This window comes from Ventrimonas sp., assembly GCF_048380235.1.
In the GTDB taxonomy this organism is placed as follows: domain Bacteria; phylum Bacillota; class Clostridia; order Lachnospirales; family Lachnospiraceae; genus Brotaphodocola.
The window spans coordinates 1-14,800 of sequence record NZ_DBFCCJ010000050.1; the positions used below are offsets into that span (position 1 = coordinate 1).

Here is a 14,800-nt window from a genome sequence, read left to right on the forward strand (position 1 = left end):
AGCGCGTGCGAGTTTGGGTCGCAGGTCTGACAATAGGCGGCGCAGTGAACAAAGCGCAAAATTCCACCGTTTCTGCGTTTCTGTACGCGGTTTCCGGAACTTCGGACCTTTTAGTGGTTCCGTCTCAATATTTTTATTTGAGGTATTTCTCCATCATCGGGCACACATCCAGTGTCGCAAAGTAATCCTGCGGGGTCTCTGCTCTGCGGATCATCTGTACGGAGCCATCCTCCTTTAAGAGCAGCTCAGCGGATTTCAGCTTTCCGTTGTAGTTGTAGCCCATAGCGAATCCGTGTGCTCCGGTATCGTGAATGACTAACAAATCACCCATATCTATCTGCGGAAGCATGCGGTCGATGGCGAATTTATCGTTGTTCTCGCAGAGAGAACCTGTTACATCGTACTTATGATCGCACGGAGCATCCTCTTTTCCTGCTACGGTAATGTGATGGTAAGCACCATACATAGCCGGGCGCATGAGGTTTACTGCACAGGCATCTACGCCGATATACTCTTTGTGAGTGTGCTTCTCATGAATGGCCCTGGTCACCAGACAGCCGTAAGGTGCCAGCATAAAACGGCCAAGCTCGGTATAGATTGCCACATCGCCCATACCAGCTGGAACAAGAACCTCCTCATATACCTTGCGGACACCCTCACCGATCGCCATAATATCGTTCGGCTCCTGCTCCGGGCGATATGGGATTCCGATTCCGCCGGACAGGTTGATAAAGGTAATGTGTGCACCGGTCTCCTCTTTCAGCTTGACAGCCAGCTCAAACAGAACCTTTGCCAGCATCGGATAATACTCGTTAGTTACCGTATTGCTTGCGAGGAATGCGTGCATACCGAAGTTCTCCGCACCCTTTTTCTTTAGGATCTTGTAGGCCTCAAACATCTGCTCGGTAGTCATGCCGTATTTTGAATCTCCCGGATTATCCATGATGTCGTTGCTGATCTTAAAGATTCCGCCCGGGTTATAGCGGCAGCTGATCGTCTTCGGGATAAAGCCCAGAGTTTTCTCTACGCACTCGATGTGGGTGATATCATCCAGGTTGATGATAGCGCCCAGGTCATTGGCCAGCTTGAATTCCTCCGGCGGAGTATCATTGGAGGAGAACATGATGTCATGGCCGGAGAAACCGGTTGCATCAGACATCATCAGCTCAGTTGCAGAGGAACAGTCCGTACCGCAGCCATACTCCTGCAGGATTTTCAGAATATAAGGATTCGGAGTTGCCTTTACCGCAAAATACTCCTTATATCCCTTGTTCCAGGAAAATGCCTCTTTTAAACGCTTTGCGTTCTCACGGATTCCTTTTTCATCGTACAGATGAAACGGTGTCGGATAGGTCTTTGTGATCTCCTCTAACTGTGCTTTGGTTACAAATGGTTTCTTCTCCATGGTATCTCCTCTCTAAAATCAACGGATGCGCCAATGGCGTTTCCTCAATATACAAAATAAAAGAAAGAAGCCTGATCAGGCCGCAATCAAACTGATTGTAACCTATATCAGACTTCTTTGTCCAGTTCTTTCTATGAATATGAAAAATTATGAAAAATTACTCAACAACTACCACACGCATGATATTGGTGCTGCTTGCCGGCTCGTGGCGGGTGTTCTTGCTTACCACGCCTGCGGTTACAACTGCCACATCTCCGCTCTTGACTACATTTTTTTCTTTCAGAAGCTCAACCGAGGACTCAATCAGAAGGTCTGTGGAGTCTGCGCGTCTTGCCTGGAACGGCTTTACGCCCCAGTAAATCTGCATCTGGCGTACTGCGGTTGCGCTCGGGGAAAGGCCGATTACGGTTGTGCTCGGTCTCCACTTGGACAGCAGACGGGTGGTAAATCCGCTGATGGACGGAGCGATGATAACATCTGCCTCCAGGTCATGAGCGGTGGATACAGATGAGTAGCAAACTGCGTTGGAAATATTCTTGCGATTTGCGGTGGAAACTCTTCTCATGCGGTATGCATTATAATCCAGGTACTGCTCGGAAGTCTCACAGATCTGAGCCATCATCTTCAGAGCCTCTACCGGATATTTACCCATAGCGGTCTCACCGGAAAGCATTACTGCGTCAGTTCCGTCGTAAACTGCGTTTGCAACGTCAGTTACCTCTGCACGGGTCGGACGCGGATTACGGATCATGGAATCCAGCATCTGGGTTGCGGTGATAACCGGCTTGCATGCCAGATTACATTTGCGGATGATGGTCTTCTGGATATGCGGAACCTGCTCAGCCGGAATCTCTACGCCCATGTCACCACGCGCTACCATGATGCCGTCGCTGGCCTCGATGATGTCATCCAGGTTCTCGATACCCTCTGCGTTCTCGATCTTTGCGATGATCTGGATGGAAGAACCAGCCTCATTTAACATAGCGCGGATCTCGCGGACAGCATCTGCGGTACGGACGAAGGAAGCTGCGATGAAATCGAAGCCCTGCTCGATACCGAAGCGGATATCTGCTTTATCCTTCTCAGTCAGTGCCGGAAGCTTGATCTTAACGTTCGGTACGTTTACGCCCTTGCGCATGCCGAGCTCACCGCCGTTTACAACGGTGCAGACGATATCGGTGCCGTTTACTACTTCCTGAACCTTGAGCTCAATCAGGCCATCATCGATGAGGATGGTGTTGCCTGCCTCAACATCTGCCGGAAGTCCGTTGTAGTTGATGAAGCCGATCTGGTCGTCGCCGACAATTTCACGGGTGGTCAGGGTGTAGGTCTGACCCTCTTTTAAGGTTACTTTCTTCTCGTCTTTTAACAGGCCGGTACGGATCTCCGGTCCCTTGGTATCCAGAAGTGCTGCGATCGGGAGATCCAGCTCATCACGAATGCTCTTTAACATATCCAGGCGGGACTTCTGCTCTTCATAATCACCATGGGAGAAATTGAAACGCGCGATGTCCATGCCGTTCTCAGCAAGCGCCTTCATCAGATTGCGGTCGTTGGTGTTTGGTCCCATAGTACAAATGATCTTTGTTTTTTTCATTGATGTGTTGTCCTCCAAAATAGTTTTATAAATCTGTTAACATGAAACTAATCTATTTATTGCACAGAATCCTTTGTAACATGCTGATGCGTGTACAAATGATCCTGACAATACTCATAATTGCCCTCGCATTTGGAACAGTACCGGAACTCTAACTCCGGACCATCCAGCTCGGTTCTGCCGCACACCGCACAGCGGTGACGGGTCTTGCCCGGAACGACGATCTTCGCCTGCTGTTTGAATTCCTGCCGGCGTTTGATCTCCTTCGGCGCGTAGCGCCTGTAGTTTCGGGTCATCAGGAAAAACAGGATAATGGTGATCATGGAAATCACCAGCTCTACCTTCACGGCGATTCCTCCTGTGATAAAATCATACAGATAAACGGCTGTCTCCGCAACTGCCATCCATTTTGCCTTGACCGGAAGCACAAAAAACAGATAAAACTGCGCATCCGGGTTGATGATGCAGAAGGCCAGGAACAGAGAAGCGTTCAAAAATCCGGTGGATAACAGCCAGTACTGATGAAATACCAGGTAGCCCACAAAGGATGCCGCAATCTGTGCCAGCACTCCCATAAAGAAGAATACGTTGAAGCGGAAAGAGCCCCAGACATATTCCAGTGTCTGTCCCAGATTATAATATAGAAATAACGCGATCAGTCCATAAAAGATCTGGGTGAAGCTAAAAGAGCCAAAGGCCGGCGGATAGATCAGAAAAGTGACCAGGCGCCAGATCTGTCCATGCAGGATCATACCCACATTCAGGCTCAAATAGTTATAGTAGATCATGGGATCTAGCATCCACACGATCAGGCCGACCGCATAAAGAATGGTGATGTAATACATCAGATTGCGGATCGCGTATTTCTGATACTTTCGTTCAAAATCCGAAAAAAATTTCATGCAGTTTCCTTCCTTATAAAATATCATCAGAACAGGTTCCGTTTTGCAAAGATCCACGCTACCGCGCAAGTCAGGATCACGGAAAGTACGATGACGATGACGAATCCATAGGGATTCGTTGCAAACGGCATACTGCTGCTCAAGACATTCATGCCGTAAAAGCTGGACACCATGGTCGGGATCGACATGACGATGGTGATGGTAGCCAGAAACTTCATGACGATATTCAGGTTGTTCGAAATAACCGATGCAAACGCATCCATGGTTCCGCTTAAAATGCCGCTATAGATGTTGGCCATCTCGATGGCCTGCTTGTTCTCGATGATGACATCATCGAGGAGGTCTGTGTCTTCCGGATACTTCTTGATCTTCTCACTCTTTAAGAGCTTCTCCAGCACCACCTCATTGGAACGAAGGGAGGTAGTAAAGTACACAAGGCTCTTCTGCAGCTCCAGGATCTCGATGAGCTCCTGGTTTCGTGGAGATTTGTAAAGTTCTTTTTCTACAATATCACTCTTTTTATCAATAATACGCAGATACTGCAGGTAAAGGGACGCATTCTTGTACAGGATCTGAAGAATAAAGCGTGTCTTCATATAAGTAAAGAAGTCACGGACTCTTCCATCCATAAATGCGTTCAGGACCGGAGTTTCCTCCAGGCACACGGTAATGATGATGGTGTCAGACATGATAATGCCCATAGGGATGGTTACATACCAGTCTTTTTCGTTTCGTTCCTCGATCACAGGGATATCCACGAGGATCAGGCTGTAGTGATCTTCAATTTCAATACGGGACCGTTCTTCCTCATCCAGAGGTGCCCGGACATGATCCGGGTCGATCTCATAACGTTCCGCGATCTCGAGGATCTCCGTCGCTGTCGGGTTGGTTAATGCAATCCAGCAGCCAGCTTCTGCTTCATCGATCTGATGGATCGCGCCATCTTCCGTTTTAAATATGCGTATCATGCGTCTTTGGTTCCTTTCCCCTGTTTCGGCTATCTTATTATAAATTCTGAGTTCCTGTTTGTCAAATCTATTGACCGTTCTTTTTCACTTCTGACAGAAGTTATACAATTTCTTAACTAATTTTTTACGCTCCTATAAATTGTAATATGGAAGATTTTATGTTAAACTCTGCACTGTACACTGAGAGAGTGTGTGTTTTTAGATAAGGAGGCAGGGGTTTTCCCCGCATCAAATGAATTTATTACATAATAATACCCTAGGAATCGATATTGGTTCCACAACCGTTAAAATCGCAGTATTAGACAGTGAACAGCATATCTTATTTACCGACTACGAGCGCCACTATGCTAACATTCAGGAGACGCTCGTTCTTTTATTATCAAAGGCAAAAGAAAAGCTCGGTGAGATGACTGTTTCCCCAAGCATCACCGGCTCCGGCGGACTGACACTTTCCGGACACTTAAACGTGCCCTTCACCCAGGAGGTCGTAGCCGTTGCTACTGCCCTTCAGGATTATGCCCCGCAGACCGATGTGGCCATTGAGCTTGGCGGTGAAGATGCCAAGATCATTTACTTTACAGGAGGCATCGACCAGCGCATGAACGGCATCTGCGCAGGCGGCACAGGTTCTTTCATTGACCAGATGGCATCCCTCTTACAGACGGATGCAGCCGGTCTGAACGAATATGCCAAAAATTACCAGATGATCTACCCGATTGCAGCCCGCTGCGGCGTTTTCGCAAAATCCGATATCCAGCCGCTCATCAATGAAGGAGCTACAAGGGAAGATCTGTCCGCATCCATTTTCCAGGCGGTGGTCAATCAGACCATCAGCGGTCTGGCCTGCGGCAAGCCGATCCGCGGCACCGTGGCATTTCTTGGCGGCCCGCTCCACTTTTTACCGGAGCTTCGCCATGCCTTCATCCGCACCCTGAACCTGGATGCCGATCACATTGTCGCACCGGATCATTCTCATCTGTTTGCTGCCATCGGCGCAGCCATGAACGCAGACGAGAAGGTGACCGTATCCTTAAGCGATATGATCAGCCGCCTCACCTCCGGCATCAAGATGGAGTTTGAAGTCAAGCGTATGGATCCGCTCTTTGCATCCCAGGAAGATTATGACGCATTCCAGGCCCGTCATGCACAGCATCAGGTGAAAAAAGGTGACTTATCCACCTACAGCGGCAGCTGCTACCTGGGCATTGATGCCGGTTCCACCACCACCAAGGTGGCTTTGGTCGGCGAAGACGGAAGCCTGCTTTACAGCTTTTACGACAACAATAACGGAAGCACCATTGCCACCGCCATCCGGGCTATTTCCGAGATTAAGGAAAAACTGCCAGAGACCGCTCATATTGCCTGGTCCTGCTCCACCGGATACGGTGAGGCCCTGTTAAAATCCGCCCTGATGTTAGACGAGGGCGAGGTGGAGACCATCTCCCACTACTACGCAGCTGCATTCTTTGAACCGGATGTAGACTGTATTCTGGACATTGGCGGCCAGGACATGAAGTGCATCCGCATCAAAGACCATACCGTAGACAGCGTCCAGTTAAACGAGGCCTGCTCTTCGGGCTGCGGCTCCTTCATCGAGACCTTCGCAAAGTCCTTAAACTATTCTGTCATCGACTTTGCGAAAGAAGCTCTCTTTGCAAAGAATCCGACTGACCTGGGCACCCGCTGTACCGTATTCATGAACTCCAACGTCAAACAGGCCCAGAAGGAAGGGGCTACCGTTGCGGATATCTCCGCCGGTCTTGCGTACTCCGTCATCAAAAATGCGCTGTTTAAGGTTATCAAGATCACCAGCGCATCCGACCTGGGCAAACACGTTGTGGTTCAGGGCGGTACCTTCTACAATGATGCTGTTCTGCGAAGCTTTGAGAAAATCGCAGGCTGCGAGGCCGTCCGCCCGGACATTGCCGGTATCATGGGTGCATTTGGAGCCGCTCTCATCGCGAGAGAACGCTGCAATCCGCAGAAGGGCACTTCCATGCTGTCCCTTGACCGGATTCTTTCCTTAAAATATGAAACCTCCATGGCACGCTGCAAGGGCTGCACCAACCACTGTGTCCTCACCATCAACCGGTTTGACGGCGGACGTCAGTTCGTCAGCGGCAACCGCTGCGAGCGCGGCCTTGGAAAAGAAAAGGCCAAAAAAGAGATTCCGAACCTGTTTGACTACAAGTATCACCGCATGTTCGACTATGAGCCCCTTCCGGCAGATGAAGCCGAACGCGGTACCATCGGTATCCCGCGGGTCCTGAACATGTACGAGAATTTCCCATTCTGGGCTACTTTCTTAAAGGAACTGAAATTCCGTGTGATCCTGTCCCCGCAGTCCACCAGAAAGATCTACGAGCTGGGCATCGAGTCCATCCCGAGTGAATCTGAGTGCTACCCGGCCAAGCTGGTGCACGGTCATATTTCCTGGCTCATCCGTCAGGGTGTACGCGATATCTTCTATCCGTGTATCCCCTACGAGCGCAACGAAACTCCGCAGGCAGGCAACCACTACAACTGCCCGATGGTCACTTCTTACGCCGAGAACATCAAAAACAATGTGGAAGAGCTCACTGAGTTTGATGTCCACTTCATGAATCCGTTCTTCGCCTTCACCAACGAGGAAGTGCTGACAAAACAGCTCATCGTAGAATTTGGCAAAGAATATGATATATCCTCTGTCGAAGTGCAGAAGGCAGCACACGCTGCATGGGAGGAGCTTCTGGCATCCCGCCGCGACATGGAGAAAAAAGGAGAGGAAACCATCGCCTGGTTAAAGGAGCATGAGCGTCACGGCATCGTGCTGGCCGGCCGGCCTTACCATGTAGATCCGGAAATCAACCACGGTATCCCGGAGCTCATCACCTCCTACGGTTTTGCGGTTCTTACCGAGGATTCCATCTCCCACCTGGCTGACGCAGAGCGCCCGCTCATCGTTACCGACCAGTGGATGTACCACTCCAGACTCTACCGCGCCGCAACCTATGTGAAGAACAGCGAATGCCTGGATCTGATCCAGCTTAACTCCTTCGGCTGCGGCCTGGATGCCGTCACCACCGACCAGGTACATGATATCCTGACCGGTTCCGGCAAAATTTATACCGTATTAAAGATTGATGAGGTCAATAACCTGGGCGCGGCAAGAATCCGTATCCGTTCCCTTATCGCAGCCTTAAAGGTGCGCCAGCAGAAGCATTTCGAGCGCAAAGTTGTATCCAGCGCTTACAACCGTGTCATCTTTACCAAGAAGATGAAGAAGGACTACACCCTGCTCTGCCCGCAGATGTCTCCCATCCACTTTGAACTGATCGAACCGGCTATCCGCGCCTTCGGCTACAAGATTGAGGTTCTGAAAAATGACAGTAAAAGTGCCGTAGATGTGGGCCTGCAGTATGTCAACAATGACGCCTGCTACCCGTCCCTGATCGTCATTGGCCAGATCATGGATGCACTATTATCCGGCAAATATGACTTAGACCATACAGCCGTCTTCATGAGCCAGACCGGCGGCGGCTGCCGTGCCTCCAACTATATCGGATTTATCCGCCGTGCACTGGACAAGGCAGGCATGCCGCAGGTTCCGGTCATCTCCGTCAATGCCAACGGCATGGAGACGAATCCGGGCTTTACCTTCACCCCAAGCCTTATCACCAAGGCTATGCAGGGCGTAGTTTACGGCGATATCTTCATGCGCGTGCTCTACGCAACACGTCCTTACGAAAAAGTGCCGGGCTCCGCAAACGCGCTGCATGAAAAGTGGAAGGCACGCTGCATCAAGAGTCTCTCCACCCGTTCTGCAAATATGATGGAGTTCGGACGAAACATTAAAGGAATCATCCACGATTTTGATGAACTGCCACGTTTAGACGTGAAGAAACCGAAGGTCGGCATTGTCGGTGAGATTCTGGTTAAGTTCTCCCCACTGGCCAACAACCACATCGTGGACCTGCTGGAATCCGAAGGAGCCGAAGCTGTGATGCCGGATCTGATGGACTTCTTACTTTACTGCTTCTACAACAGCAACTTCAAAGCAGACCATCTTGGCGGCAAGCGCTCCACTGCCCGCCTGTGCAATTTAGGAATCTCCTTACTGGAATACTTCCGCAAGACTGCACGAAAAGAACTGGAAGCCAGCAAGAACTTCACCCCGCCGTCCCGCATCTGGGAACTGGCAGATATGGCAAAGCATTATGTATCCCTGGGCAACCAGACCGGTGAAGGCTGGTTTTTAACAGGCGAAATGCTGGAGCTGATTCACAGCGGTGTCAAAAATATCGTCTGCACCCAGCCGTTCGGATGTCTGCCGAACCACATCGTAGGAAAAGGCGTCATCAAAGAACTGCGCGCATCTCATCCGGAAGCCAACATCATCGCAGTCGATTACGACCCTGGTGCCAGCGAAGTAAACCAGTTAAACCGGATCAAGCTGATGCTGGCCACAGCGCAGAAACAGCTGCTCGCGGAAAATGACAAAGCGATTTCATAAAAATAGCAATTATAGGACGGAACTAATAAAGGTCCGGAAGAGAACGAGACCGCCTTCCTCTATTTTCACATATCCTTGTTTGCATCTTGATATGCTGAAAATCCCGGAAGGCGGTCTCATTCATTTCCTATTGTATTGGCTCCGCTACAAAAGACATGGACTACAACCCATATTCACTCTGCCATAAAATAAAACACTGCCAGAACATTACTATTCCCAAACAGTTACAGCTGCGGGGATAAAATTTTCAGCAGTTCTTCCCTGGTGAGGCTGCCGATGGAAACCTGCTCCCCGGATATAATCTGGTCTGCCAGATCCTGCTTCTGCTCCTGAAGCTTTAAGATATTTTCCTCTACGGTATCTTTCATGATCAGCTTAAATACCGATACCTGTTTTTCCTGACCGATGCGGTGTGCGCGGTCGGTTGCCTGGTTCTGGGCTGCCACGTTCCACCACGGATCGTAATGGATGACAACATCGGCAGCAGTTAAATTCAATCCGGTTCCTCCGGCCTTTAAGGAAATGAGAAAGACCGGTGTATCATCAGTCTGAAATGCTCCGGCCATGCGGATACGCTCTTCCTTCGGGGTTGCCCCCGTCAGTTCATGGAAGGTGATACCCTCTTTCTTTAAGCGTGCTCCGATCAGTTCTAACATGGATGTAAACTGGGAAAACAACAGAATCTTGTGTCCGCCTGCGATACCACCCGTGATCAGCTCCATACAGGTATCGAGTTTTGCAGAACCGCCTTTATAACGGTCAAAGCACAGTGACGGATCACAACAGATCTGGCGCAGCCTGGTGAGCTCTGCCAGCACCTGGATACGCTCGCTTCCATAGGTATCGCCGCTCATCTGCTCCAGTTCTTCCTTTAATGCCAGCGCATGAGCCGTATAGAGCTGCTTCTGCTCATCCTCTGCCATAGAATAAACCACAGTTTCCAGCTTGTCCGGAAGATCTTTTAAGACATCCTTCTTTAAACGCCGCAGAACAAAGGGCCCGGTAAGGCGCCGCAGACTCTCCAATGCATACGTATCTCCGTCTTTAACAATGGGTGCTTCAAACTGCCTGCGGAAGTGGGAATAGGTGAATAAAAATCCCGGCATCAGGTAATCGAAAATGCTCCACAGCTCCGCCAGACGGTTTTCAATCGGCGTACCTGTCAGCGCGCAGCGGGTCTGAGCCTTGATCAGCTTCACTGACTTGGCGCTCTGGGTCAGCGGGTTCTTGATATACTGCGCCTCATCAATGACCTGAAAACGGAACTGGAATGGTTCATAGCAGGTGATATCGCGCTTTAGCAGATCGTAGGAAGTGATGAGGATCTGAGGGTGGCGGATTACTGCTGTTTTCAAGGCTGCTTGCGTAGTTTCCATTCCTGTTTGCACTGCAATGCGCAGAATCTCTTCCCGCTCCGGCGCAGTGCCGGTCACAGTCTGCACCGTGAGTCCCGGCGCAAACCGTTTCAGCTCATTCTCCCAGTTGTAAACCAGGGATGCCGGACAGATGATCAGGGACTGAGACTCCGGATGCTCCTGGGCCTCGGCCTGCAAAAGCGCAATGATCTGGATCGTCTTTCCAAGTCCCATATCGTCTGCCAGAATTCCGCCAAAGCCATTCACATCCAGAGTCTTTAACCATCGGTAACCAGTTTTCTGGTAACCGCGCAGCACCTGCACAAGAGACGCCGGAACCACATAGTCACTGTCCTCCACTGACTTCATACCGCGGACCACCGCCCGAAACAGATTATCCCGGTAAAAGGTAATGCCGCTGCCCTCTTTTAACACACTGTCTAAATAAAGAGCACGGTAGACCGGAACCTTGACAGTGCCGGATAACAATTCTTCCCGCCCAATACCAAGACTGTCTGTCATACGGGCTACCGTCATCAGCCCGTTTTCACCGACATCTAAAAATTCTCCGTTCTTTAAGCGATAATACCTCTTCTTCGGATCGTAGCCGGCCAGGATATCTAATAGCTCGCTCCGGCTCATACCCTCTGCATCCACGTTCAGTTCCAGCCATCTTCCCGATGTCTGAATGCCTACCTTCACCTGCGGTGACGGCAACACGCGGATCTTTCTCGCCGCATCTGTTATCAGGACCTGCCCCAGGGAGATGAATTCTTCCATTCCCTCCGAAAGCAGGCGGTACAATGCTTCCTCGTCATTTCGGATCACCAGATATTCCGACTCGCCATCCCGGTACTGGAAATACCGGGTAATCACCTGACTGATCTTAAACTCCCCCGGCACGTCACGGCAGATGATCCGCGGCACCTTGTCATCATTGAGGGGCGAGAAAGAAAAATCGCCGTAGGACAAAAGCGGTTTCATGGTAATCTCGTCCGGTCCGGAACTGTCAAAGGAGAATTGCGCTTTCAGCTCCTTCGGTCGGTAGCTTTCCAGGTCTACATCGTGGACGGCAAGCTCCGCGTAGGGAAGGATTTTCTGCAGCACACGCTCATAAAACAGCGGAATATCACGCTCCTGAATGTCCAGGGTGTGGCTCTTTTTATCTTTCAGCACCTGCTCTAAAAACACGCCAAGTTCCCGAGATTCATTCTCATCAAGACACACCAGGCTTGTATCGTTGCCCACATACCAGCCCCGCTCTCCGGGAATGCCAAAGAGCTCCTGGTCTACGGAAACGGCAATACCGTCGCGTCCTGCCCGGCAAATCTGTATCGGAAGGCGCATGCAGTCCTGCTTCACCTGCACCGTGCAGTGGGTTCCGTCACCGAACTCCACCTCCAGATTCCGGTTCTCCATCAGCTGAAAGAAACGGTCCCGGTTGGCCCGGTTTAAATTCAGGGTGCGAAGTCCCTGCATGGTGACAAAGGAGCTTTTCCGAAACTGCTCAAAATGCTCCTGATAGACCTGCACCAGCTCCAGCAGCAAGGTGCAAAGCTCCCTGTCCTCCTCCGCAAAAGCGTTCAGGCTGTGATGAAAGGTCAGCTGCTTTCCGTAGGATACGCTGGCCCCCGTACGCACAGCCTCAGCAAAGGCCATCAGGTCCTTTATAATATAAAAACGATCCCGACCCAGTTTGAATTCCAGACTGGCAGAACCGTTTTTTAACATCAGGCGCGGCACCAGCCGAATTTCTGTCTCTTCAGCATCTTCAATGATCTTTGCCACTTCCCGGTTGGTATACTCCCGGATCATGGTACGAATTTCCTGAGACGTGGAGACAGGACGGCCGGAATGCTGCTCCTGTTCTTTTTTCCATTGTTCCCACACAAGCTTTGCGTGCGCGCACATGCCTCTGCAGGAATTTCCATTTACACAAGAACAAGAGTAGTCACGAACCTGACTACCCTTGACATATAAGCTCACCTTATATAAAGTATCTCCGTCCTGGACAGAAGCCCGGATTCCCTGCTCCCCCTTCCAGAACGTGCTGGTGGCGGACTCCGTTATCTTCATAAAGTGCCTCCTTGCGCCTATACATGCCTCAGCTCGATTCCGCTTCGCTCCATCTCGCTGCGCGGGCTTCGCCCTATAGATGCCAGCAAATCCCAAAGGCTCTGCGAGCAAGCTCACTCGCTTTCGGGATTCACTGTCCTCTGCATGTCACTGCTGTAACATCACATTCTAGATGGCGCCTCAAATCCGAGTACCTGGATGCATGCCTCCAGCACGCGTTTTACCAGAGTAATAAGGGCGATCCAGCCTGCCTGGCGCGCTTTGTCTTCCTCTGCCAGGATACGGGTATCGTGGTAGAAGCTGTTGAAGGCATTGGACAGGTCGAAAATGTACTGACAGATCTTGTGAGGTGCGGTCTCTGCGAAGGCGTTCTCCATCACATCGTTGTACTTGGACAGTTCCAGCATCAGGGTCTTCTCCGCGTCGCTGACTGCCGGAAGAATCGTCTCTGCCTTTATACCCGGATTCTGTGCCTCATACTTGCCCAGAATGGATTTGATGCGGACAATGGTGTACAGAATATACGGGCCGGTATTTCCCTCGAAGGAGATGAAACGGTCAATATCAAACACATAATCTTTGGCTGCCTGATTGGACAGGTCACCGTATTTTAAGGCTGCAAGTCCGACAATCTTTGCTGTCTCCTTGGCCTCTGCCTCGTCCATGCTGCGATTTTCCATGATACGGTTGTAAACAGCCTCATCGATATCCGCGATGAGGTGTTCCAGACGCATCACACCGCCCTCTCTGGTCTTAAACGGCTTGCCGTCTTTACCGTTCATGGTTCCGAAACCGATATGGATCATAGGAGTTTCCGGTTTTACATAACCGGCCTTCTTCGCCACACGGAATACCTGCTTAAAGTGAAGCTCCTGACGCTTGTCTGTAATGTAAACATACTTAACCGGCTGAAAATCCTTCTCACGCTGGATGATGGTTCCCAGGTCAGAGGTTGCATACAGAGCAGCTCCGTCAGACTTGCGGACGATACACGGCGGCAGCTCCTTGGAGTCGGTCGGTTCGGTGACGTCTACAACCAGAGCGCCCTGGCTCTCGTATGCCAGGCCTTTGTCCTGCAGATCCTGGATCAGCCACGGAATATACTCTTCCGCATCGCTCTCGCCTTTCCAGAGTTCGAAATGAACATCCAGGTTGTCATAGTTTCTCTTTAAATCAGCCAGGGAAACGTTCATAATGTGCTTCCAGATGGCAGTAAACGGCGGATAGCCTTTCTGAAGCTTAAAGGTAGCAGTCTGGGCGCGCTCCTTAAAAGCCTCGTCCACTTTGGACTTGCCGCTGGCGGTCGGGTAGATGTCTTCCAGCTCACTGATGGTAAATGGTGGCTCAGACGGATACTCTCCGGTGTAATTCTCATCAAAATAAACCAGATCCGGCTTACGGTCACGCAGTTCCTCGATAATGAGTCCCATCTGCAGACCCCAGTCACCCAGATGTACGTCACCAATCATATTGTAGCCTAAATATCGGCCCATGCGCTTTACGCTTTCACCAATAACAGCAGAACGCAGATGGCCGACATGCAGCGGCTTTGCCACGTTGGCTCCGCCGTAGTCCACAATGATGGTCTCACCGTGGCCTTCTTCCTCCACACCAAGCTTCTCTTCCCTGGCCATGCCGTTCATGAAATCAGCAAGATAAGCGGCATTTAAGCGGATGTTGATGAAACCAGGCATCACGGCATTGATCTCGGAAAACATGGTGTCGCCGTTTAACTTCTCTACCACCTCATTTGCAATGTCGATGGGTTTCTTTTTATAAGCCTTGGCTGCAGCCATAGCACCATTGCACTGGTACTCACATAAGTCCGGGCGGTTGGATAAGACAACCTTTGCATAAGACGCATCGTAGCCACAGGCGGTAAATGCAGACTTCATCTCGTCTGCGATCAGATCCAGAATTCTCTTCACCTTTTTCTCTCCTTTGATCTTAGTTCTTCCTTTTATCCTGATGTATTATTATACCTGATTTACGGGTAAAATGCAAG

7 protein-coding genes are annotated in these 14,800 nt (G+C 50.5%); 1 reads left to right on the top strand and 6 read right to left on the bottom strand.

Annotated features, from left to right (window positions below; all coding sequences use genetic code 11):
- Window positions 1-133: 133 nt before the first annotated feature.
- The 4 genes from ACMP1L_RS08400 to ACMP1L_RS08415 all read right to left on the bottom strand — a co-directional run bounded on the left by ACMP1L_RS08400 (window position 134) and on the right by ACMP1L_RS08415 (window position 4,872).
- Window positions 134-1,405 carry a diaminopimelate decarboxylase gene (locus ACMP1L_RS08400; RefSeq protein WP_418452665.1) on the bottom strand — a complete coding sequence of 424 codons (1,272 nt, stop codon included), beginning with the start codon at window positions 1,403-1,405 and terminating at the stop codon, window positions 134-136.
- Window positions 1,406-1,562: 157 nt separating this feature from the next.
- On the bottom strand, window positions 1,563-3,002 hold the full coding sequence (gene pyk / locus ACMP1L_RS08405) for a pyruvate kinase (RefSeq protein ID WP_118732768.1): 1,440 nt from the start codon (window positions 3,000-3,002) through the stop codon (window positions 1,563-1,565).
- A gap of 56 nt (window positions 3,003-3,058) precedes the next feature.
- The gene (locus ACMP1L_RS08410; protein ID WP_418452666.1) at window positions 3,059-3,904 is read right to left on the bottom strand and encodes a hypothetical protein; all 846 of its coding nucleotides are present in this window, start codon (window positions 3,902-3,904) and stop codon (window positions 3,059-3,061) included.
- Window positions 3,905-3,930: 26 nt separating this feature from the next.
- A complete protein-coding gene (locus ACMP1L_RS08415) occupies window positions 3,931-4,872 on the bottom strand; it encodes a magnesium transporter CorA family protein (RefSeq protein ID WP_118534430.1) in 942 nt (313 codons plus the stop codon).
- Window positions 4,873-5,104: 232 nt separating this feature from the next.
- On the opposite strand from ACMP1L_RS08415, the gene ACMP1L_RS08420 reads away from it, so the two are divergent.
- A complete protein-coding gene (locus tag ACMP1L_RS08420) occupies window positions 5,105-9,364 on the top strand; it encodes an acyl-CoA dehydratase activase-related protein (RefSeq protein WP_418452668.1) in 4,260 nt (1,419 codons plus the stop codon).
- Between the two features lie 224 nt (window positions 9,365-9,588).
- Here the strand turns inward: ACMP1L_RS08420 and ACMP1L_RS08425 are convergent, their stop codons facing one another.
- Both ACMP1L_RS08425 and argS read right to left on the bottom strand, forming a co-directional pair.
- Window positions 9,589-12,795, bottom strand: a complete 3,207-nt coding sequence (locus ACMP1L_RS08425; RefSeq protein ID WP_418452669.1) for a DEAD/DEAH box helicase — start codon at window positions 12,793-12,795, stop codon at window positions 9,589-9,591.
- 161 nt (window positions 12,796-12,956) lie between these two features.
- Complete coding sequence (gene argS / locus ACMP1L_RS08430; RefSeq protein WP_118732772.1) at window positions 12,957-14,723, bottom strand: arginine--tRNA ligase; 1,767 nt, start codon at window positions 14,721-14,723, stop codon at window positions 12,957-12,959.
- Between the last annotated feature and the right edge of the window lie 77 nt (window positions 14,724-14,800).